Annotated in this window: 14 protein-coding genes; 6 read left to right on the top strand and 8 right to left on the bottom strand. The window is 70.6% G+C overall.

What is annotated here, in order from left to right; translation table 11 throughout:
• Window positions 1-233 precede the first annotated feature (233 nt).
• The 3 genes from AC1DPN_RS08815 to AC1DPN_RS08805 all read right to left on the bottom strand — a co-directional run bounded on the left by AC1DPN_RS08815 (window position 234) and on the right by AC1DPN_RS08805 (window position 10,678).
• Window positions 234-4,979, bottom strand: a complete 4,746-nt coding sequence (locus AC1DPN_RS08815) for a PKD domain-containing protein (RefSeq protein ID WP_477084357.1) — start codon at window positions 4,977-4,979, stop codon at window positions 234-236.
• Window positions 4,980-5,144: 165 nt separating this feature from the next.
• Window positions 5,145-9,866: a PKD domain-containing protein gene (locus AC1DPN_RS08810; RefSeq protein ID WP_477084356.1), complete on the bottom strand. Its 4,722-nt coding sequence runs from the start codon at window positions 9,864-9,866 to the stop codon at window positions 5,145-5,147.
• A gap of 140 nt (window positions 9,867-10,006) precedes the next feature.
• The gene (locus AC1DPN_RS08805) at window positions 10,007-10,678 is read right to left on the bottom strand and encodes a hypothetical protein (RefSeq protein WP_477084355.1); all 672 of its coding nucleotides are present in this window, start codon (window positions 10,676-10,678) and stop codon (window positions 10,007-10,009) included.
• 426 nt (window positions 10,679-11,104) lie between these two features.
• On the opposite strand from AC1DPN_RS08805, the gene AC1DPN_RS08800 reads away from it, so the two are divergent.
• Window positions 11,105-12,316 (top strand): Coenzyme F420 hydrogenase/dehydrogenase, beta subunit C-terminal domain, encoded by a 1,212-nt coding sequence (locus AC1DPN_RS08800; RefSeq protein WP_477084354.1) that lies wholly within the window; start codon window positions 11,105-11,107, stop codon window positions 12,314-12,316.
• Entirely contained in the window at window positions 12,313-13,773 is a 1,461-nt protein-coding gene (locus AC1DPN_RS08795; protein WP_477084353.1) for a lipopolysaccharide biosynthesis protein, read from the top strand. The genes AC1DPN_RS08800 and AC1DPN_RS08795 overlap by 4 nt, the downstream gene beginning before the upstream one ends.
• Here AC1DPN_RS08795 and AC1DPN_RS08790 read toward each other — a convergent pair.
• Window positions 13,753-14,679: a glycosyltransferase family 2 protein gene (locus AC1DPN_RS08790; RefSeq protein ID WP_477084352.1), complete on the bottom strand. Its 927-nt coding sequence runs from the start codon at window positions 14,677-14,679 to the stop codon at window positions 13,753-13,755. The genes AC1DPN_RS08795 and AC1DPN_RS08790 overlap by 21 nt on opposite strands.
• Entirely contained in the window at window positions 14,676-15,722 is a 1,047-nt protein-coding gene (locus AC1DPN_RS08785) for a glycosyltransferase (RefSeq protein ID WP_477084351.1), read from the bottom strand. Before AC1DPN_RS08785 ends, AC1DPN_RS08790 begins: the two co-directional genes overlap by 4 nt.
• Window positions 15,723-15,849: 127 nt before the next feature.
• Between AC1DPN_RS08785 and AC1DPN_RS08780 the strand changes: the two genes are divergently transcribed.
• Both AC1DPN_RS08780 and AC1DPN_RS08775 read left to right on the top strand, forming a co-directional pair.
• On the top strand, window positions 15,850-16,746 hold the full coding sequence (locus AC1DPN_RS08780; RefSeq protein ID WP_477084350.1) for a glycosyltransferase family 2 protein: 897 nt from the start codon (window positions 15,850-15,852) through the stop codon (window positions 16,744-16,746).
• Window positions 16,743-17,894: a glycosyltransferase family 4 protein gene (locus tag AC1DPN_RS08775; protein ID WP_477084349.1), complete on the top strand. Its 1,152-nt coding sequence runs from the start codon at window positions 16,743-16,745 to the stop codon at window positions 17,892-17,894. Before AC1DPN_RS08780 ends, AC1DPN_RS08775 begins: the two co-directional genes overlap by 4 nt.
• Here AC1DPN_RS08775 and AC1DPN_RS08770 read toward each other — a convergent pair.
• Window positions 17,872-18,627: a right-handed parallel beta-helix repeat-containing protein gene (locus AC1DPN_RS08770; RefSeq protein WP_477084348.1), complete on the bottom strand. Its 756-nt coding sequence runs from the start codon at window positions 18,625-18,627 to the stop codon at window positions 17,872-17,874. The two genes, AC1DPN_RS08775 and AC1DPN_RS08770, sit on opposite strands and share 23 nt — an antisense overlap.
• 61 nt (window positions 18,628-18,688) lie before the next feature.
• Here AC1DPN_RS08770 and AC1DPN_RS08765 point away from each other — a divergent pair, with 61 nt between their 5' ends.
• Together AC1DPN_RS08765 and AC1DPN_RS08760 are read left to right on the top strand one after the other, a co-directional pair.
• On the top strand, window positions 18,689-18,895 hold the full coding sequence (locus AC1DPN_RS08765; RefSeq protein ID WP_477084347.1) for a hypothetical protein: 207 nt from the start codon (window positions 18,689-18,691) through the stop codon (window positions 18,893-18,895).
• 87 nt (window positions 18,896-18,982) lie between these two features.
• Window positions 18,983-19,366, top strand: coding sequence for a hypothetical protein (locus AC1DPN_RS08760; RefSeq protein WP_477084346.1), 384 nt, complete (start codon window positions 18,983-18,985; stop codon window positions 19,364-19,366).
• Window positions 19,367-19,614: 248 nt separating this feature from the next.
• Here the strand turns inward: AC1DPN_RS08760 and AC1DPN_RS08755 are convergent, their stop codons facing one another.
• Both AC1DPN_RS08755 and AC1DPN_RS08750 read right to left on the bottom strand, forming a co-directional pair.
• Entirely contained in the window at window positions 19,615-20,364 is a 750-nt protein-coding gene (locus AC1DPN_RS08755) for a CDP-alcohol phosphatidyltransferase family protein (protein ID WP_477084345.1), read from the bottom strand.
• Window positions 20,361-21,563, bottom strand: a complete 1,203-nt coding sequence (locus AC1DPN_RS08750) for a DUF1972 domain-containing protein (protein WP_477084344.1) — start codon at window positions 21,561-21,563, stop codon at window positions 20,361-20,363. The genes AC1DPN_RS08755 and AC1DPN_RS08750 overlap by 4 nt, the downstream gene beginning before the upstream one ends.
• Between the last annotated feature and the right edge of the window lie 30 nt (window positions 21,564-21,593).

Raw genomic sequence — 21,593 nt, 5'->3', positions numbered from 1 at the left:
GTCCTGGACACGTCCACCCCCACGCCCCTGCGCCCGCGCTGATCGCGACGCGCCAACGTCCGCCAAAACGGACATTAACCGCATATTGACCACCTGAGGGCCGGCCGGCCGGTACTTCACCCCGTGACTTGCGGGCGAACCCGCTACGACCGACCGCCTCACTCGGGCACGTCGTGACACGACGACGGCCTCCCGAGGAGTCGAAGGACTCCCGGGAGGCCGTGCGTCGTGCACTACGCGATGCCGCGGGCGCTCACGTCGTCCCACGTGAAGCTGATCGGACCGTTGCCCGTCGAGGCCGGCGAGTAACCGCCGATCCCGATGCCACCCGGAACCTGGAGCTCGGCCGCCGAGTCGGTGGCCGTGATCTGCCACGTGGCCGGCTCAGGCTGACCCGCGATCCAGACCTTCGCCCGGAGCGTCGTGGGCGAGACACCCTGGGCCTGCAGCCGCAGGTTCAGCTTCTGACCCGCGCCGGCCACCGTGCCCGGCAGCGACACCGACGCCAGGCTCGTCTCGACGCCGGCGATCCTGCGCTGGACCTGCAGGGACACCGCACCCGTCGTCGCGTACTTGACGTTCAGGTAGTAGTCGGTCGTCGTGCCGACCGTGCGAGCCGCCAGGAACGAGCGGGCGACGCCCACGTCGGACAGGTGGTCGAGCGTCACGTTCGCGGTTACGTCGACGTCCTGCTGCGCGATCGGCAGCCGGGCGCGAGGCGTGGACCCCGGTGCGACCGAGACCTTCCCGGCTCCCGCGTTGACCGTGAACAGCGTCGCTGAACCGGTCAGGCCCCACGTGCCGCCGAAGTCGGCGGTCCCCCACCCGCTGGCCGAGGTTCGGGTGAACGTGTCGTTCCCGAAGATCGGCGGCCCGGTCGGAGCGGTCACCGTGATCGGCGTGCTCGTCGTCGCCGTGCCGCCGCGGTTGTCCGTGACGGTCAAGGTGATCGTGTACGTCCCGTCAGCCGGGAACGTGTACGACGAGGTGACGCCCGTGCCCGTGCCGCTCGGCCCGAACGCCCACGCGTAGGACGTGATCGTCCCGTCCGGGTCGTTCGACCCGGCCGCGTTGACGTTGACCGTGCGGCCGTCAGGCTGCACGGCGGCCGAGAAGGCCGCGTTCGGGAGGACGTTCGCCGGGATGGCGACCGTGACCGGGACGCTGGTCGTCGCGGTGCCACCACGGTTGTCCGTGACGGTCAGCGTGATCGTGTACGTCCCGTCGGCCGGGAACGTGTACGACGAGGTGACACCCGTGCCCGTGCCGCTCGGCCCGAACGCCCACGCGTAGGACGTGATCGTCCCGTCCGGGTCGTTCGACCCGGCCGCGTTGACGTTCACGGTCAGGCCGTCAGCGGCGACCGCCGTGGTGAAGGCGGCCGTCGGCAGGACGTTCGGCGCCTGGGTGACCGTCACGTCGTGCGTCACCGTGGTCGAGATCGCGCCGTCGTCGTCGGTGACCACGAGCTTCACCGGGTAGGTGCCGGCCGTGGCGTACGGGTGCGACGGTGTCGCGTTCGGACCGGTGAGCGTCGCCCCGTCGCCGAAGGTCCACGCGTAGGACGCGATGGTGCCGTCCGAGTCCGTGGAGGCCGTGGCGTCGAGCTGAGCGGTCAGGTTCGTGTTCGACCAGGAGAAGCCCGCCGTCGGGGTCACGTTGGGGGCGCTGTACGTGTCCGTCGTGGAGAGCGTCGCCGTGGCGCCACGGTTGTCGGTCACCGTGAGGATCGCGGTGTGGAGACCGGGCGTCGCGAACGTGTGGTCCACGACCGCGCCCGGCACCGTGGTGCCGTCGTCGAACGCCCAGGACCAGGACGCGATCGTCCCGTCCGGGTCGGTCGAACCCGAGCCGTCGAGGTGGATCGACAGGTCCGTGACGGACTTGGTGAACGCGGCGACCGGCGAGTCGTTGGGCACCGTGTTGGTACCGATCTGGAAGTGCTGCAGCACCACCGCCGGCGTCAGAGCCGTCGAGTAGACCGCGGCCTCGTCGATCGTGCCCTTGAACCAGGCCTGCGGACCCCACGTGGTGTCGCCGCCGACGCGCCAGTAGCCCGTGTAGACCTGCGCCCCGGTCTGCGGGTTGGAGGCCTGCAGGGCGCCGTCGACGTAGAGCTTCATGCCGTCGGATGCCTGCGTCGCGACCATGTGGTGCCACTGACCGTTGTTGTACGAGGTCGGCGTGGACACGGTGGTCGTGCTCGAGCCGCTGGTCCGGACGCCGAACGTGAGGCGCCCGTCGTTCTCCATGTACACGTGCCGGTCGTAGCTGGTCGACGTACCCGTGTTCCGGTTGCCGAACCCGATGAGCTTGCCGCCCGTGGTCGTCGTCGTCTTGAACCACAGCTCCTCGCTGTAGACCGACGGGCTCGAGAGGCTCGCTTTCGAGACGACGAAGTTGTTCGACGAGCCCGAGAACGAGACCGCGGTGTTCGAGACGCCGACGAGCGCGCCGGAGGCTCCCTTGGTGACCGTGCCTACGTACGAACCGTCGGACGACCAAGGTCCGGCGCTCGCGGCGGTGTTGCCCGACGTGTCGCCGAGCCGCCAGTAGAGCTCAGGTGCGTCACCGCTCTGCCCGAGCACAGCCGCGCCGTACGCGTCGGCCGGGGTCGCCGGGAACGTCGATGAACGGCCCGAGGTCACCCAGTGAGCGTTGACCTTGGTGGCGGGCAGCGCCGTCGGGTAGATCGCGACGTCATCGATCGAGCCGTTGAAGTAGGCGGCACCGGACCAGGAGGCGTCGCCACCGATCCGCCAGTAACCCGCCGTGATGACCTGAGCGCCCGTGGTGTCGGTCCGCTGCGCGATCCTGGCGCCGTCGACGTAGAGCTTCTCGCCCGTCGGGCTGAGCGTGCCGACCACGTGGTGCCAGGCGCCGTCGTTGTACGACTTGGTCGAGGTGAGGATGCGCCGCTGGCTCGGGTTGACGCCGAACGACACGCGACCGCTGGTCTCCATGTAGATGTGCCGGTCGTAGTTGCCGCTGTTGCCGGTGTTCTTGTTGCCGAAGCCGACGATCTTCCCGCCGGCCGTCGTAGTCGTCTTGAACCACGCCTCGACGCTGAACGTCTGCGGACCCTCGATCGGGGTCTGGGTCGCCGCGAAGCCCGTGCTCGTCCCGTTGAAGACCGACGCCGCGTTCGGGTCGGATCCGATCGCACCGGAAGCACCACGCGAGACCCCGGCACCGGCGACCGCGTGCGCGCCACCGGCCCAGTCCTCGACCGCACTGGTCCCGGACGGCTCACCGAGCCGCCAGAACGCCGAGGCTCCGTCGTTCAGGACCGCGGAGGAGTACGGGCTGAGCGGGTCCGTCGCGTTGACCGTGACCGAGACCCACGAGCTCTTCGTGACGTTGTTGAACGGGTCCGTCGCCGTCACCCGGTATTGCTGGACGCTTCCCTGTGGTGCCGTCTTGTCGGTGAAGAGCGTCGTCTTCGGCTTCCAGAACGGCGTCTTGATCGTGACGACCTGCAGCGGCGTCGTGTTCTCGGCCCCGCGGTAGAGCTTGTAGGTCAGCGTCTCGTTGTCCCGGTCCCAGTTGGTCGGGTACGAGATACGAACCTCGCCCTGGACCTGCGAGACGACCGAGAACGCCCACTCGGAGGTCGAGTTCATCGGACCCTGCTTGTTGGGCGCCTTGCTGGGCACGGCGAACCGCGTCAGACCCTGCTGCGCCGCACCGTTCACGCCGGGGAACTCACCGCCGTAGACGACGTAGTCGCTGTTGCCCGTGACGCTCCAGCCCGCCTGCCCCTGCCCGGTGTACGTGCCGGTGTAGAAGGACGGGTAGAAGTTGAGCAGCGTCGGGGACGGCTCACCGTCGTGGTCGGGGTAGCCGTAGATGTCGGGGGTGTTGACCCCGGTGGCCGCCGTGCTGAACGCGGTGAACCGGTAGGTCGTCCACGGGTCGGTCTGCGGGAAGCCACCCATGTTGCCGCAGTAGTGCTCATGGCTGACCACGTAGACCACGGGTCCCACCGGGAACGACGAGTAGCTGTCGCCGTGACAGTCCGCGACCCAGATGAGCTCGCCGGTCGTCGCGCTGATCCGGAACGGGCCCTCGGAGTTGCCACCCGAGCCGAAGTGGTAGCTGGTGCCGTAGATGCCCGTCTCGTCGGCGTAGAGGTACGGGATGCCGGAGTTCGCGCCCGCGTTGCGGATCTGGTTGTTGGCCGGGAACGAGACTGGTGCACCCGTCGTCGGGTCGACCGACCCGAGTCCGTAGAACGGGCTGCCGCTCAGGCTCGTGAAGCGCCCACCGACAGCGACCCGCTGCCCGTCCGGCGTGACCGCCAGCGCGGACACCGCGTCGTTGGCGTCCGCGACGAACGGCGTGAGGACGCCCGTCGCTGCATCCACCGCGGCCAGGTACTTGCGCGGCACGAGCGTGCCGCCGGTGGTGCTCGCGACGGACTGGAAGTTCCCGCCGACGTAGACCGTGCTGTTGGACGCCGCGATCGCGAGACCGGCCGAGGCCAGCGTCGTCTTGAACCCGGCGACGACGGTGTTGTTTGCCGTGTTGAACGCCGCGATGCGCACGTGGAAGACACCGTCGACCTTGCTGAAGTCACCCGTGATGTAGATGCGGGACCCGTCCGGGGAGCGTGTGATGGCGCGCACCTGCCCGTCGGTGACGGGCGCCCACGGCAGGAGCTGACCCGTGCTGATGCTGAAGGCGAGCAGGTTGGTCCGAGGAACCGTGTCCACACCTGCCGCCGCCCCTGCGGGGCGCGCGGTCGTGAAGCTGCCGGCGACGTAGACCGTGTCGCCGACCACGGTCTGCGACCACACGACGCCGTCGATCTGCGGGGTGGGGAGCGCGTCGGCCGACACGGTGGTCGGCGAGGCCGGGTCCGACGGATCGGTCGGCGCGGTGTCGGCGGAGGCCGCCGTGCCGAGCCCCGCTCCGAGCAGTCCTGCCGCAGCCACGATCGCAACGAGGCGTCGGGTGATGAGCCTGGTCCTGGACATCGAGTCCTACCTTCCGGCGGCGCTGTTGGTGTGGCGGCTCAGCGTCCGACCAATCCGGACATTAGCCGCATATCGTCCTGGAGAAACCCTGCTTGACCGGAGTTCACCCAGTGGCTCCGGTGTGCGTGCGGCCCCCCGAGGTCTCGAGGGGCCGCACGCGAGCTGCTACGCGATGCCGCGGGCGCTCACGTCGTCCCACGTGAAGCTGATCGGACCGTTGCCCGTCGAGGCCGGCGAGTAACCGCCGATCCCGATGCCACCCGGAACCTGGAGCTCGGCCGCCGAGTCGGTGGCCGTGATCTGCCACGTGGCCGGCTCAGGCTGACCCGCGATCCAGACCTTGGCGCGGAGCGTCGTCGGCGAAGCACCCTGGGCCTGCAGGCGCAGGTTGAGCTTCTGACCGGGGACGTAGACGGTTCCCGGCAGCGACACCGTCGACAGCGTCGTCTCGACGCCGGCGATCCTGCGCTGGAGCTGCAGGGAGACCGCACCCGTCGTCGCGTACCTGACGTTCAGGTAGTAGTCGGTCGTCGTGCCGACCGTGCGAGCGGCCAGGAACGAGCGCGCGATGCCCACGTCGGACAGGTGGTCGAGCGTCACGTTCGCAGTCACGTCGACGTCCCGCTGCACGATCGGCAGCCGTGCACGAGGCGTGGACCCTGGTGCGACCGAGACCTTGCCCACGCCTGCGTTGACCGTGAACAGCGACGCAGCGCCGGTCAGGCCCCAGGTGCCACCGAAGTCGGCGGCACCCCACCCGCTGGCCGACGTACGAGTGAACGTGTCGGTCCCGAAGATCGGCGGGCCGACCGGAGCGGCCACCGTGACTGGTGCGCTCGCCGTGCCGGTAGCACCGCCGTTGTCGGTGACCGTGAGCTCGATCGTGTACGTCCCATCAGCCGGGAACGTGTACGACGAGGTCACGCCGGAGCCGGTCCCGCTCGGACCGAACTTCCACGCGTACCCGACGATCGAACCGTTCGGGTCGTTCGACGCCGCCGCGGTCACGTTGACCGTCCGGCCGTCGGGCTGGACCGTCGCCGAGAACACCGCGTTGGGCGGCGTGTTGACGGGGGCAGCGACGTTGACCGATGCGCTGGTCGTCGCCGTGCCACCGCGGTTGTCGGTGACGGTCAGCGTGATCGTGTACGTCCCGTCAGCCGGGAACGTGTACGACGAGGTGACACCCGTACCGGTCCCGCTAGGACCGAAGGTCCAGGCGTACGACGTGATCGACCCGTCCGAGTCGTTCGACGCGCCGGCGTTCACGTTCACGGTGCGACCGTTGGCCGCCACCGACGACGTGAAGGACGCCGTCGGCAGCTGGTTCGGCGGGTCGGTGACGATGACGTCGTGCGTCACGGTCGCCGTCGCGCCGTCGTTGTCCGTGACCACGAGCTTCACCGGGTAGGTGCCGGACGTGGCGTACAGGTGCGACGGCGTCGCGTTGGCCCCGGTGAGCGTCGCCCCGTCGCCGAAGGTCCAGGCGTAGGACGCGATGGTGCCGTCCGAGTCCGTGGAGGCCGTGGCGTCGAGCTGAGCGGTCAGGTTCGTGTGCGTCGACGAGAAGCTCGCCGTCGGAGCGACGTTCGGTGCGGTGAACGTCGCCGTCTTGGACGTCGTCGCCGTGGCACCGTCGTCGTCCGTCACAGTGAGCGTCACCGTGTGGTCACCCGGCGTCGTGAAGGCGTGCTGTGCGGTCTCACCCGTCAGCGTGGTGCCGTCGTCGAACGACCACGAGTAGCCCTCGACCGTCCCGTCCGAGTCCGTCGACGCCGAGGCGTCGACGTCCGCGGTCAGGTCGGTGACGGTCATCGCGAACGCGGCGACCGGGTCGTTGTTGGGGACCGTGTTGCTGCCCAGCTGGAAGTGCTGCATCACGTCGGCACCCGAGATCGCGCTGGAGTAGATCGCCACCTCGTCGATCGTGCCCTGGAACCACGGCTGGGGTCCCCAGGTGTTGTCACCGCCGATGCGCCAGTAGCCGACGTAATCCTGCGCGTCCGTCTGCCCGTTGGTACCACGCAGCACGCCGTCGACGTACAGCTTCAGGCCGTCGGTCGTCGACTGCGACGCCACCAGGTGGTGCCACTGTCCGTCGTTGTAGGCGAGCGGCGTGGTGATCGTGTTCGTGAAGCCGGTCCAGACGCCGAACGTGAGGCGCCCGTCGTTCTCCATGTACACGTGCCGGTCGTAGCCACCCGACGTCCCGGAGTTCGAGGCCCCGAAGCCGATCAGCTTTCCACCGTTGGTGGTCGTCGTCTTGAACCACAGCTCCTCGCTGTAGGCCCGCGGGTTCGAGTAGGTGCCGTTCGAGACCACGATGTTGTCGGGCGAGCCCGAGAACGTGACCGCAGAGTTCGTCACGCCCGCCAGCGCACCAGCGGCGCCTCGCCCGACGGTGTTGACGTACGTGCCGTCCGACTTCGTCGGACCCGAGTCCTTGGCCACCGAGCCGGAGGCCTCGTTGAGCCGCCAGTAGATGTCCGGGGAGAGCCCGAACACCGCCGCGCCGTAGGCGTCGGCCGGGGGCTGGACGAGGGTCGTCGCGTTACCGGCCTTCACCCAGTGCGCGTCGACCTGAGCAGCGGTCAGAGCGCCCGGGTAGATCGCGACGTCGTCGATGGAGCCGGCGAAGTACGCGTTGGCGGCCCACGGCGAGTCGCCGCCGATGCGCCAGTAGCCGGAGTACGACTGCGCCGACGTGGTGTCGGTGCGCTGGGCGACCCGTGCACCGTCGACGTAGAGCTTCTCGCCCGCCGAGCTCAGCGTTCCCACGACGTGGTGCCAGGCACCGTCGTTGTAGGCCTGCGCCGAGGTCACGGTCCGAGAGGTCCCCGGGTAGACGCCGAACGTCACCTGGCCGGAGTTCTCCATGTAGATGTGCCGGTCGTAGTTCGAGCTGTTGCCCGTGTTCGCGTTGCCGAAGCCGACGATCTTGCCGCCGCCGGTCGTGGTCGTCTTGAACCACGCCTCGATGGAGAAGACCTGCGGGCCTTCGATCGGGGTCTGCGTCGCGACGAGGCCGTTGTCGCTCCCGGAGAAGGTCGACGCCGTGTTGGTGTCACCGACGCCGCCGGCAGCACCGCGCGTCACACCCGAGCTGGCGACGGCGTTCGCGCCACCGGCCCAGTCCTCGACCGTCGAGCCCGAAGGCTCACCGAGCCGCCAGTACGAGGAAGCCCCGTCGTCCAGGACCGCGTTCGCGTACGGGCTCAGTGCGTCGGTGGAGTTGACCGTCACCGAGACCCACGGGCTCTTCGACACGTTGTTGAACGGGTCGGTCGCGGTGACGCGGTACTGCTGCACCGTTCCCGCCGGAGCGGTCTTGTCGGTGAACAGCGTCGTCTGCGGCTTCCAGAACGGCGTCTTGATCGTCACGACCTGCAGCGGGGTCGAAGCCTCCGTGCCGCGGTAGAGACGGTAGGTGAGCGTCTCGTTGTCCCGGTCCCAGTTGGACGGGTACGAGATCCGGACCTGCCCCATGACCCGCGAGCTCACGGCCGGCGTCCAGTTCGCGCCGGACAGCATCGGCCCCTGCTTGTTGGGCGCCTTGCTCGAGACCGCGAACCGCACGAGGCCCTGCTGGGCGCCACCGTTCACGCCGGGGAACTCCCCGCCGTAGACGACGTAGTCGCTGTTGCCCGTGACGCTCCAACCAGCCTGGCCCTGGCCCGTGAAGGAGCCGGTGTAGAAGGTCGGGTAGAAGTTGAGCAGCGTCGGGGAGGGCTCGCCCGCGTGGTGCGGGTAGCCGTAGATGTCCGCGGTGTTGACCCCGGTCGCCGCCTTGCTGAAGGCGGTCGCGTGGTAGACCGTCCACGGCTCGGTCTGCGGGAAGCCGCCCATGTTGCCGCAGTAGTGCTGGTGGCTGGCCACGTAGACGACCGCCCCGATCGGGAAGGCGGAGTAGCTGTCACCGTGGCAGTCAGCCATCCAGGTCATCGCACCCGTCGTCGCGTCGATCCGGAACGGGCCCTCGGAGTTGCCGCCGCCACCGAAGTGGTAGCTGGTGCCGTAGATGCCCGACGCGTCGGCGTACAGGCTCGTGATGCCGGACTCGTTGCCGGCGTCGCGGATCTGGTCGTTGGCCGGGAACGAGACCGGGGCCCCCGTCGTGGGGTCCACCGCGCCGAGACCGTAGAACGGGCTGCCGCTCAGGCTCGTGAACCGGCCACCGACGACGACCCGCTGCAGGTCGGCCGCGACCGCGACGGACATCACCGCGGCGTTGGCGTCGGCGACGAACGGCGTGAGGGCACCCGTCGTCGCGCTGAACGCGGCGAGGTACTTGCGCGGGACCAGGGTGCCGCCCGTGGTGCTGGCCGCGGTCTGGAAGTTTCCGCCGACGTACACCGTGGTGTTCGATGCCGCCACGGACAGGCCGGAGGCCGCGAGGGTGGGCTTGAACGCGGCGACGATCGTGTTGTTGGACGTGTTGAAGGCCGCGATCCGCACGTGGTAGACGCCGTCGACCTTGTTGAAGTCACCCGTGATGTAGATGCGTGACCCGTCCGGGGAGCGCGTGATCGAGCGCACCTGGCCGTCGGTCACGGGCGCCCACGGGAGGAGCTGCCCGGTGCTGATGCTGAACGCGAGGAGGTTGCTGCGCGGGACCGTGTTCACGCCCGCCGCAGAACCCGCCGGTCGCGCGTTCGTGAAGTTGCCGGCCACGTAGACCGTGTCACCGACCACCGTCTGCGACCACACGACGCCGTTGATCTGGGGGGCCGGCAACGCGTCCGCCGCCACGGTCGTCGGCGACGCCGGGTCCGTGGGGTCGGTGGGCGCCGTGTCGGCGGATGCCGCAGTGCCGAGCCCGATGCTGAGCAGTCCCGCCGCGGCCACGATGGCAACGAGGCGTCGGGAGATGAGCCTGGTCCTGGACATGTGTCCCCTCACCCTTCGGCCGCGCGGATTCGCGGCTGGTCATAGTCGGCCAAAGCGGACATTAACCGCTATTCGACCAGCGCAGACCATGGGCGACGGGACTTCACCCACGGGCGTCCGGGGATTCACCCGGACGCTCGTCAAGAAGGGTGAACGCCCTGGTAGACGACGGGGGCGGTGTCGGGAGAGACGTCGATGACGACCGCGTAGACCTCGTCGTCGGAGCCGGTGGAGACGAACCGGTACGTGCCGGTGCTCGTCGCGCCCGCGTCCAGCTTGGCCGGAACCGGACGATTGTCCTGGTCAGACGTCACCGTGGCGAGCGGGATGCCCTCGGCACCCTGGTACACGTTCACCGTGAGGGCCGACAGGTCGGCGGCCTCGGAGCCCGTGTTGGTGATCGAGATCGCGACCTCGACCCCCGGTCCGGAGATCTCCCCCGGACCCGTGCCCGACGTCGTGACGTTCGTGAACCCCGTCAGCGTCACCTGCACGCCACCGGCGTCGACCACCTCGTCCGGCGGAACGACGACGGGCGGGCGCGCATCGATCGGCGGCACCGGGACCGGCGACTCGACGGGAGCGTCGGGCGTCACCTCCGGCGTGGCCGACGAGGTGGCCACCGGCGGCGCCGTCGACTTCGACGGAGTCGGTGAGGCGGACTGCGACGTCGACGGGTCGGTCGCCTGGTCGTCGGCGTCGGACGGGCCCGTCACGGCGAGCACGATCGCGACCCCCGCGGCGACGACGAGCGCACCACTGCCGATCAGCACCGCCAGGCGCCGGCGTCGGTTGGTCTCGTCGTCAGTCATGTTCGGGCTCCTCGTGCAGGGGTCGCGGACGCGTGGGGTTGTCAGTATGGCGAGGTTGTACGGACCGTCACCGGCTCGGGCAGCGATTCCCCCTACAGCCCCCGGACCCAGACGACGGTTCCGGGCGGCAGGTCGAAAGCGCGCGGGCTCGGAGCGGCTCCGACGCTAACCCAGACCGGGACGAACGTGACAGAACGCACTCGGGTGATCTCCTGCTCACACCCACCGAACGGGGTGGTCCGCCGCCTAAACTTCCGCGGAGCCGAGGCTGTCCGACACGAAACCCTCGGCTGCCCCGTCACGACTTGGAGGCTCCATGCGGGTGCTCGTGCTCAGCGCAGACGATCCGTCGTCGATCCTCGGCGTCCGCACGCTCGCCCACGGTGCAGCATCGTTCGAATCTGCCGCCGCACTGCGGGCCACGAGATGAACGCACCCACGCTCGACGATCAGGTCCACCAGGTCGTGGAGACGGGCCGCTGCACTGGCTGCGGAGCGTGCACGCTGCTCGACGACGGCCTCGAGATGCGGCTCTCGGGCCAGGGCTACCTGCGCCCGGAGCGGGTGGGCGCCTCGACTGCCTCTCCCGACGCCGCCCGCGCGTTCGGCCGTGCCTGCCCAGGTCGCACGGTCCGCGCCCAGCGTCCGCCAGGTTCCGTCTACCACCCGACCCTCGGGCCCGTCGCCGGATGCTGGGAGGCCGCGGCGGCCGACCCCGAGATCCGGCACCGCGGCAGCAGCGGTGGCGTGCTCACCGCCCTGTCCGCGTGGCTCGTCGAGAGCGGCGAGGCCGTCCGCGCGGTCGGCGCGTCCGCCGACCCGGCCGAACCCCGACGGACCGTGCCCGTCACCATCCAGTCGCGCGACGAGGCTCTGGCCGCCGCGGGCTCGAGGTACGCACCCGTGGCCGTCGCCTCGCACCAGCAGGCGCTCGACGCCGACGGCGTGACCGTCGGCAAGCCGTGCGAGGCTGCGGCGCTGCGCTCGCTGTCCCAGGGCTCCGAGGCGCCGCTGATCATGTCGTTCTTCTGCGCCGGGACGCCGTCGGCCCTCGCGACCGACGCGATGCTCGAGCAGCTGGGCGTCGGTGCCGACGAGAAGGTCGACGACCTCTGGTACCGCGGTCGGGGCTGGCCGGGCCGCTTCACGGCCCGGACCGGCGACCGCGAGGTGTCCGCGACCTACGACGAGTCGTGGGGCGGCACGCTCGGACCGACCGTCCAGTGGCGGTGCAAGATCTGCCCCGACGGGATCGGGGAGAGCAGCGACATCACCGCCGGCGACTTCTGGCGCAGCGACGACCGCGGGTACCCGGTGTTCACGGAGACCGACGGCTTCAGCGCCCTCATCGCCCGCACCCCGCGCGGGCTCGACGTGGTGCGCCGCGCGATCGCCGCTGGTGTGGTGGTCGTCCGTGAGATCACGCCCGACGAGGTCGCGGGCGTGCAGCCGCTCCAGCGGAACCGCCGCGGAACGCTCGCTGGCCGGCTGACCGGCGCACGCCTGGCCGGCGCACGGATCCCGAGGTACCGCGGGTTCGGGCTCGTGCGGCTCGGCCTGCACCAGGCCCGCGCGACGGCACGGACCGCCCGGGGCACGTTCCGCCGCGTCCGAGGGGGCGCAGCGCAGCACTCATGACCACCGACCTCGGAGGCCGCGCAGCCCGCGGCGCCCTGTCGACCGGCGTCGGCCTGATCGTGCGCCTCGTCATTCAGCTGAGCACCGTCGTCGTGCTCTCCCGGCTGCTCGCCCCACGCGACTACGGCCTCGTCGCGATGGTGCTCGCGATCGCCGGGGTCGGCGACATCCTGCGCGACTTCGGGCTGAGCTCGGCAGCGATCCAGGCGCCCACGCTCTCGTTCGCGCAGCGCTCCAACCTGTTCTGGACCAACACCGCGATCGGGTTCTTGCTCGGGATCGCCATGTTCGCGCTCGCCGTCCCGATCTCGCACTTCTTCGACGAACCTGCTCTCGTCCCGGTCGCCCGGGCGATCTCCGTGACGTTCCTGTTCAACGGGATGATGACGCAGTACCGGGCGGACCTCGTGCGGTCGATGAAGTTCCGCCGGGTCGCGACGATCGACGTCACCGCCCCCGCGCTCGCCCTCGTGGTCGCGGTGGGCCTCGCGGTCGCCGGTGCCGGCTACTGGGCGCTCGTCTCGCAGCAGATCGTGGTGGCACTCACCGCGCTGGTCGGGTTCGGGCTCTCGGCGCGCTGGCTGCCCCGGTGGTTCGACCGGCGCGCGCCGATGAAGAGCCTGTACGTGTTCGGTGGCGGCCTGCTCGGGTCGCAGCTGATCGGCTACGTGGCCAACAACGTCGACGCGCTGACCATCGGCCACCGCTTCGGTGCCACGCCGCTCGGCATCTACAACCGCGCGTTCCAGCTGCTCATGAACCCGCTCAACCAGGTCCGGGCGCCCAGCACCACGGTGGCCCTGCCCGTGCTGTCCCGGGCGAGCGCGACCCCGCAGTTCGACTCGATCGTGCGCAACGGGCAGCTCGTCCTCGGCTACCCGATCGCGATCGGCCTGGCCATGCTCGTCGGGGTCGCCGAGCCCACCGTGACGATCGTGCTCGGCCCGCAGTGGGAGCAGGTGCCGCCCATCCTGCGCTTCCTGGCCGTGGCGGGGATCTTCCAGACGCTCGCGTACGTCGGCTACTGGGTCTACCTCGCCCGCGGGCTCACGCGGCAGCTGCTGCAGTACACGCTCATGTCGGCCGCGATCCGGATCGTCTGCGTGATCGGCGGCAGCGCGTGGGGCGTGGTCGGCGTCGCGGCGGGTTACGCCCTCGCGCCTGCGCTGGCCTGGCCGTTGTCGCTGTGGTGGCTCAACCGTTCGACGAAGCTCGACGTCCGGTCCCTGTACAGCGGCGCCGGGCGGATCCTCGTCGTGGGTTCTGTGGCGGGAGTCGCTTCCGCCGCGGCCGCGTGGGGCCTGCGGGAGGAGAGTCCGTGGCTGCAGGTGCTCGCCGGTGGGCTCGCCGGCCTCGCGGCCGTGGCGCTGGTGGTCCTGCCGATCCGCCCCCTGCGCCGGGACATGCTGGTCCTGCGCCGCGCCGGGACCGCCGCGCTACACCGCCCGCGCGGCTGAGGCGCTCGGGCGCTTGTACTCGTAGACGACCCGGCCGAAGGCGCCGGAGATCATGCCGCGCCCACGCATCACGTTGCGTCGCCCGGTGAGCTGCTGCACGTCCTGCCGGCGCAGAGCTCCGAGCACGACGCGGGCCGCGCCGCCCGCCACGCGCACCAGGCCGCGTCCGACGTAGCGAACGCGGACCCCCAGCCTCTGGCCCGCCGACGAGGCCAGCGCCAGCTCGGCGCGGCTCGCAGAGTTGCCGCTGCGGCGGGCACGCGCGAGCACCCACGACCGGGTCATCCGTGCGGCGGGCACCATGTCGATCACGACGGCCTCGTCGCACCAGACCATCGGCAGCCCGGCGCGCTCAAGCGTGCGCGTGAACAGGGTGTCGCTGCCGCCGCTCAGGCCGAACGCCTCGTCGAACCGAGCGCCGGTCGGTCCCACCCGAGCCATGTCGAGCAGCAGGTTGTTGGTCGCCGCGACGTCGACGCGCGTGCCGGTGGGGAGCCGTCGACGGTCGAAGAACCCGCCTGCGACCACCCACTGCGGGGGCGGCTCCTCGAACTCCGAGACCACGGCACCCACGACGACGGCCGCACCGGTGGCCTCACGGCAGTCCAGCAACGCCTGGAGCCACCCGTCAACGGGACGCTCGTCGTCGTCCACGAAGACCAGCAGCTCGTCGGTCACTTCGGCGAGAGCGCGGTTGCGACCCGCGGCGATCCCGGGCCGCGGTTCGTGCACGTACCGGACCGCAGGGTCGGCGAGGCCGACGACATAGTCACGGGCGCTCCCCTCGGGGTCGTTGTCGACGATCAGGAGACTGCCGCCGAGCGGGCGCGCCTCGGCCAGGAACGCCGGCACCGCCACGCGCAGGTCCTGCGGGCGGCGGTAGGTCAGCATGGCGACCACGATCATCGGGCGGCACCCTGCTTCTGGACGTGGCCCGCGAGCGCCTCCTCGTACAGCTCGAGGTGCTGCAGGCCCAGGGCCGGCCACTGCCGTGCCGAGAGGTCGGGTGCACCCGACGCCGGAGAAGCGCGCAGGTCGGCGAGAGCCTGGGCGAGCACGTCGCTGGTCAGCGGTCCCGTGTACCGGTGCACCCAGGCGGGCCCGACCTCGGCCGCCAGGTCGTCGTTCACCTCGTTGCCCGGCACGAGCACCGGACGCCCGAGCGAGAGGGCCAGCAGGACGGCGCCGGAGTTGTGCATCGAGCGGTACGGCAGCACGACGAGCTCGGCCGACGTCACCCAGGCGACGAGCTCGTCGTCGTCGAGGTGCCGCAGCTCGACGTCCACCCGGTCGTCGCGGGCCGCGAGCGTGGTCACGGCCTGCCGCAGTGCCTCGGTGGTCGGCCTGCCCGCGACGACGAGCCCGGCACCCGGGTCCGCGAGGTCGGCGAAGGCGCTCAGGAGCTCCTCGGCGCCCTTGTAGGGCTTGATCAGCCCGACGTGCACCATCCGGCCCGGGACCACCTCGCTGCGGCGCACCCCGGCGAACCACTGCGTGTAGTCACCGTGCAGGACCGTGCGGGCCAGGGCCCCGGGGGGCGTCGGCGTGTGGTCGTTCAGCCGGATCCACGCCGCGGTGCGGCGGTCGCACAAGGCACTGACCAGGCGCGTCGGCCGGTCGACCTCGTCGTGCGGTGCACGGTTGTGCACCGTGCGGACGAGCACACGCCCTCGTCGCGACGCCTGCAGGACCGTTGCCGCGAACGCTGCGCATGCCGCCCAGTGGCGCATCCTGCTGCGCCGTTCGACGACGACCTCGGGCCAGTGCACGTGGAGCACGTCGTAGCGGCCGCCCAACGCGCGGGGCCACGAGAAGGTCGTGACGTCGGCGACCTGGTCGAGCGAGTCGCGCAGCTGCACGAGGTACGGGTTCGTCGTCCGTCGGGGCTCGCGGAACGACTGCAGGACGCGCACGGGCCGGTCGCCCTCGTGGTCCCGACCTGCCGTCACACGCCGCCCCTGTCTGAGTGTTCACCCGGTTTGTCCCGGTCCGGACAGTACCTGCTGGGCTAGCATCCGTGCAGTCCCTGACCTCGCCATCCGTGCGTTTTCATCCCATGACACCGGAGGTACGCCAGTGGCTTCCCCAACCGCGCTGGTGGTGGTCAACCACGGCTCTGCGGAGCTCCTCGACACCCACCTGCGGGCGACGGCCGACGGGCTCGACTCGTTCGTCGTCGTGGTCGACAACTCGTCGACGGTCGAGGCGACCGAGGCGGCGCGGCAGGTGGCCGACCGGCACGGGTGGCACCTGGTGACGTGCCCCAACGACGGCTTCGGCGCCGGGGTGAACAGAGGCGTCGAACGGGCGCGCGAGCTCGGCGCGGAGGCCGTCCTGATCCTGAACCCGGACCTGTCGCTGGCCCCGGCGTCGGCGCAGGTCCTGCTCGACGCCGCGCTGACCGCCCCCGGCCGGCTCGTCGCTCCCGTGGTCCTGCGCCCGGACGGGTCGGTGTGGTCGCGCGGCGGCACGATCGACCTCGGGCGCGGGGTCACCCGCGGGGTGCCTGCACCCGACGGTCGCATCGACTGGGTCACCGGCGCCTGCCTGGCGGTCTCGGTCGAGACCTGGACGTGGCTGGGCGGGTTCGACACGCGCTACTTCCTCTACTGGGAGGACGTCGACCTGTCCTGGCGGGCTCGCGCGGCAGGGGTGTCCCTCGAGGTGCGGGCCGACGTGGAGGCCATGCACGACGTCGGCGGCACCCAGGAGCACGCCGGGTCGCGCCGCAAGTCCGACCTGTACTACGAGCAGAACTGCCGCGGACGGCTCGTGTTCGCCGCGCACCACCTGCCCGCGGGTCGGCGCGTCAGCTGGATCCTGCGCTCGCCCCGGTACGGCTGGCGCGTGGTCAAGCGCGGTGGCCGACGGCAGCTGCTGTCCGGGCCCGGCCCGCTGATCGCGGCGGCTCGGGGAACCGTGTCGGGCGCCTGGTACGCCCTGCTCCGACGCGCCCCCTGGCCGGCCTCGTGAGCGGGCGCCGGCTGGTCGTCGCGCACCCCTCGACCGAGCTCTACGGCTCAGACCTGCAGCTCGTCGAGTCGGTCGCAGCGGCGACCGGTGCCGGGTGGGACGTGCTCGTCGTCGTTCCCGCCGAGGGCCCGCTGGTCGAGCGGCTCACCGCGGCAGGCGCGACGGTCCGGCTCGCCCCGTTCCCCGTCCTGCGCAAGTCCCTGCTGACGCCCCGCGGCCTCGTGGGTCTGAGCGTCACGATGGCACGGTCGACGTGGCAGACCGCGCGATGGCTGCGCCGGTCGCACGCCGACGCCGTGTACGTGAACACGCTGACGATCCCGTCGTGGATCCTGGCGGCCCGCGCGGCCCGGGTCCCCGTGGTCTGCCACGTGCACGAGGCCGAGGAGGACCAGTCGAGGGTCATCACGGCCGGTCTGACCGCTCCCGTGCTGCTCGCGCACCGGGTCGTCGCCAACAGCGAGGCGTCGCGGCGAGCCACGGGTCGCGCGTTCCACGCCCTGGCACGCCGGACGACCGTCGTGCACAACGGGGTCCCCGGACCGCCGGAACCGCCCGTCCCGAACGTGCGGGTGCCAGGACGGCGGCTGCGCCTGGTGCTCGTCGGACGGCTCTCGCCGCGCAAGGGCACCGACGTCGCGGTGTCCGCGATGGCCGAGCTCGTCGCCCAGGGGCACGACGTCGAGCTACGACTGGCCGGCGACGTCTTCGAGGGCTACGAGTGGTTCCGCGACCAGGTGCGCGAGCAGATCGCCCACGAGCACCTCGAGGACCGCGTCACGTTGCTCGGCTTCGTGCACCCGACGTGGCCCGAGCTCGCAGCCGCCGACGTGGTGCTGGTGCCCTCGCTCGTGGAGCCGTTCGGGAACACGGCCGTGGAGGCCCTGCTCGCGTGTCGACCCGTCGTGGTCAGCGAGACCCAGGGCCTCGCCGAGATCATCAGGGACGGCGAGAACGGTCTCCTGGTCCCGCCTGGGGACCCGCACGCGCTGGCCGGGGCCGTCGCCCGTCTGGACGACGACCCCGGACTGGCTGACGACCTGGCGCGACGTGGACTCGCGGACGCGACCGAACGCTTCAGCCGCGAGCACTACGCCGCTCAGATCGTGACGGTCCTCGACTCGCTCAGGACCCGACGCGTGAGGTGACCGTGACGGCCGAGCCGTTCGCCCAGGTGTTGCTCTTGAGCGAGAGCAGCGGGATGGTCGTCGGGTCGGAGACGATCGCGCAGTTCTTGAAGGTCTGCGTCGGCTGGAACACGTTGTTCGCGATCGACACACCCTTGATCGCGCCCAGGCCGGCCTCGGCGAAGTTCAGCGAGCACGCGCCGCCACCGATCGAGTTGCCGGAGATGGTCATCCCGGAGACGGTGCCACCGCTCTGCGCGACCATGATCGCGGCGTTGTGCGTACCTTCGAAGACGTTATTCACGAACGTCAGGTTCGTACCCTTGGAGATCTGGACGTTGTCGTCGTGCGTCGGCGTCCCGTTCCAGGTCGGGTCCTGGGCGTAGTACAAGTTGGCGTGAAGCCATGAGTCCTGGACCCGGACATTGTCGCCCGTGATCATCAACTGGTCCGTGACGTCGTGGATGTCGACGCGTGTGAGCGTGAAGTTTGCACCGATGACACCGCGGACCCAAGCGGACGGATCCTTGGCGTAGATCTCGGAGTCCTCCACGGCGACCGAACCTGCAGCCGTGATGTAGATCAGGCTCATGCTGCTGGTCAGCGGTCGACCCGTGATGAGCGTTCGCTTGATGACGACACCCGGCGCCTCGATCCGGACGATGCCCCGGATCTCCATGCTGTCAATGACGGTGCCCGGCGTCTTGATGGTGAGGTCACCCTCGTGCACCGTGAGACGCGTTCCGGTCGGCACGCCTGTGTTCGCGGCACTCGGGCGCGCACCGGCGGGCGCTGGGGCCGGGGCTGGTGCGGGTGTGGGCGTCGCGGTCGGCGTAGCCGTCGGCGTCGCGGTTGGCGTAGCCGTCGGCGTCGCGGTTGGCGTCGCCGTCGGCGTCGCCGTCGGCGTAGCCGTAGCCGTAGGCGTAGCGGTAGCCGTCGCGGTCGGCGTCGGCGTAGCCGTCGGATTCGACGTCGCGGACGGCGTGGGTGCGGCGGTCGTAGGCATCGGCGCGGGGCCGTAGACGTAGTCGACGAGCCGGATCGTGATGCTAGCGCTGGCAGAGGAGTTGTAGACGACGATCTTGCGGTCCGCGCCGACGATGCCGAGCGTGATGTGGGCGAACGCCGCCGTCGTGATGGGCGTCGTCAACACCGGGGAGGCCTTGCAGGCCGCCGTGACGACAGATCCTGCACAGACCGAGATCTTCGTGGGACGCCAGGCGAGTTGGCCCGCGACTACGAGCCGGACGCTCGTCGCGTCAGCGGACACCGGCAACGGGACGACGAGCGATCCGCTCGGCTTGATGACCTTGTGGTCGAGGATCACGACGTTCGCGGCGGCCGTGGCGGCGGTGGATGCCTGTGGGGCGACGATGCCGGCCAGGGTGGCACCGAGCATCCCGGCGGCGAGCCCGGTGGCGATGAATATGTTTCGGCGCGGGGGGCGAGGCGTCATGTCGTGGCTCCTGCTCGGCGTCAGCACGATCGTCTGAATGCGGCAGACGGAGCGGGAGGGGCTCCGCCGTCTTACTGGTGGGGAGCCTATGGGTGACGCCCGATCTAGTGAACACGTGACCAGTTCGGGCGAGGGAACCGGGCACTAACGACAGAAGGGTAGGTTTCGCGCAACAGGTCCGCGAGCAGCACGTTTACATCACGAACTGGTGACGGTGTTGTGGAAATGTGATGTCGATCACACTCGAATGGCGGAGCCCGAGTTGTCCTTTATGCCTTGGTGTGCCTATGCCGAGATCTCTCGGAACCATCGGACGGAGGCCGCCAGGAGGAACAACGCGGTGCACGCGACGATCGCCGTGTACACCGCGAAGAAGACCGTCGGGGCTGCCATCAGCACAAACACCAGGCAGAGCAGGCCGTAGTCGGTGGGTACCACGAGAACGGACCGAAGCCACGGAAGCCGACCGCTCGTGTCGGCCACGCTCTGGGTGCCGCGAGCGCGCCGGAGCTGCTCGGTCAGGATCATCATGAAGAAGAGGACGGACCACACGACGGTGTGGACCAGGGGAACGACGAGCCACGGCACGCTGACCGTCTCGAAGCGGTACATGCCCACCAGGAGCGCCAACGGCAGGCACACGATCTTCGTCGCATCGACGACGTGGTCCAGCCACTCCCCCGCCGGGCTGCCGGTCCCCGTGAGGCGGGCCACCTGGCCGTCCGCCGAGTCGAGCGCGTACCCGAGCACCAGGAGCGCGGCGACCAGGACGCCGAGCAGGGCACCGGGCGCCATGAAGAGCAGCAGAGCGATGCCGGTGAAGGTGGCCAGAGCGCTCAGGCCCGTGACGCCGTTCGGCGAGATGCCCCGGCGGTACGCCCACGCCGCGAGGTACTTGCCGAGCCGCCGGTTGACGTAGCGGGAGTACGCCGGAGCTCCGCGGGCCGCGACCTTCTGGGCCGCGGAGAGCCTGGCTACCGTCTCCTTGTACGACTCGTTGGTTCGAGCCGTGCGATGCGCCGTTCGCTGGTTCACGGGACGAGACTCCTTGGCTGCGCGGCCGCCGGTGGCGTCGGGGTCTGACGGCGACGGCCCCGCTGCGGACCGGGCACGTTGCGGGCGACGAGGTCGCGGGCGAGGGCCTCGTAGCCCAGCGCGACGTCGTCCCAGTCGTACGAGCGCGCACGGTCCCGCAGAAGCGCACCGACCTCGGCAGCCGCTGCGGGCTCCCGCTCGACCACCTCGATCTCGCGCGCGACGTCCGCCGGACCGGCGAAGTAGCGGCCGAGGTCGCCGAGCACGTCCCGGTTGAAGGCGACGTCGAACGCGATGGTCGCCGTGCCCGCGCCGATGGCCCGCAGCAGGGACGGGTTGGTGCCGCCGACGCTGTGGCCGTGCAGGTAGGTGAGCGCGTGCGCGTAGAGCTGGTCGAGGAGCTCGGCGTCCCAGACGCTGCCGATCAGGTGGACGCGCGGGTCCCCCGCTGCGGCCGCGCGGATCCGGTCGGTGTACTCCTCGGCGTACGGTGCCGCACCGACGACGACGAGCGGGAGCGTCGCCCCGGAGGCGACGTAGCCGTCGACGATCACGTCCACGTGGTTCTCGGGCTCGAACCGCGCGACGACCAGGTGGTAGGCCCCCGACCGCACACCGACCTCGGCGAGCTTGTCGTCCCCGATCTGCTCGATGATCGGCGCCCCGTAGGCGATCTGCCGCGTCGTCGCCCCGAACTCGTCCGTGTAGTAGGCGGCGATCCCCGGTGCGTCCGCGATCAGCGCGTCCGACCACCGCACGGCGGCCGACTCGGCGCCCCGGTAGTAACGGCGACCGGTGCCGCCCCATTTCGCCCGCTTCCACTCCAGCCCGTCGACGTGCGTGGCCACCGGGATGCGGGCCACGCGCAGGACGGGCAGCAGCGGCGCGTTCGCCGCATTGAAGACGAACGCCGCATCGACACGGTGTCCGAGCAGGTGCCCGACCGACAACGCGGTGTGGCTGAGGGTCTCGAGCGACCGCTTGCGCATCGCGGGCAGGCTCACCCGGCGCATGCCCAGGTAGGGCTCGTCCTTGGCCAGCTCCGACCCGTCGGCGCTCCGGCAGTAGACGACGACATCGTGCCCGCGGTCGGCGAGCCGTCGGCCGACCTCCTCGACGGCGGTCTCGAACCCGCCGTACCGGGCCGGCACGCCGCGCGTGCCCACCATCGCGATCGAGAGAGCTCCCCGCTCCGACATGAGGCCCCCTCCTGTGCGCGAGCTCAGCGC

This window comes from Cellulomonas sp. P4_H4, assembly GCF_056400865.1.
Note: the sequence above shows the minus strand (reverse complement) of the source record. Positions and strands in the feature narration are given on the sequence as shown.